This window comes from Myxococcus llanfairpwllgwyngyllgogerychwyrndrobwllllantysiliogogogochensis (genome assembly GCF_006636215.1).
GTDB classification, from domain to species: Bacteria; Myxococcota; Myxococcia; order Myxococcales; family Myxococcaceae; genus Myxococcus; species Myxococcus llanfairpwllgwyngyllgogerychwyrndrobwllllantysiliogogogochensis.
This window is the reverse complement of record NZ_VIFM01000755.1, coordinates 1-451: the sequence shown is the minus strand read 5'-3', so window position 1 is coordinate 451 and position 451 is coordinate 1. Positions and strand designations below refer to the sequence as shown.

Annotated in this window: 1 protein-coding gene; it reads left to right on the top strand. The window is 65.6% G+C overall.

What is annotated here, in order from left to right; all coding sequences use genetic code 11:
- The coding region (locus FJV41_RS50355) for an AMP-binding protein (RefSeq protein WP_141649616.1) at positions 1-451 on the top strand (451 nt) is incomplete at both ends.

The following is a 451-nucleotide window of genomic DNA, read 5'->3' as shown; positions in this document are numbered from 1 at the left end:
ATAAGAGACAGGTGTGCGTGGACACGGAGTGGGAGGGGATTGCGAGCCAGCCGGAGAGCAACCCGAGTCCCGCCGTGGGAGGGGAGAACCTGGCGTATGTGATTTTCACGTCGGGGAGCACGGGGAAGCCGAAGGGAGTGGGAGTGCCCCAGCGAGCGGTGACGCGACTGGTGGTGGGGACGAGCTACGCGCACTTCGGAGCGGAGGAAGTGTGGTTGCAGCTGGCGCCGGTGTCGTTCGACGCGTCGACGCTGGAGATATGGGGAGCGCTGCTGCACGGAGGGAAGCTGGTGGTGTACCCGGCGGGGACACCGTCGCTGGAGGAACTGGGAAGCGCATTGACCCGGTGCGGAGTGACGTCGCTGTGGCTGACGGCGGCGCTGTACGAGCAGATGCAGGCGAGGCAGTCGGAAGCGCTGGGGGGAGTGAGGCAGGTGTCTTATACACATCT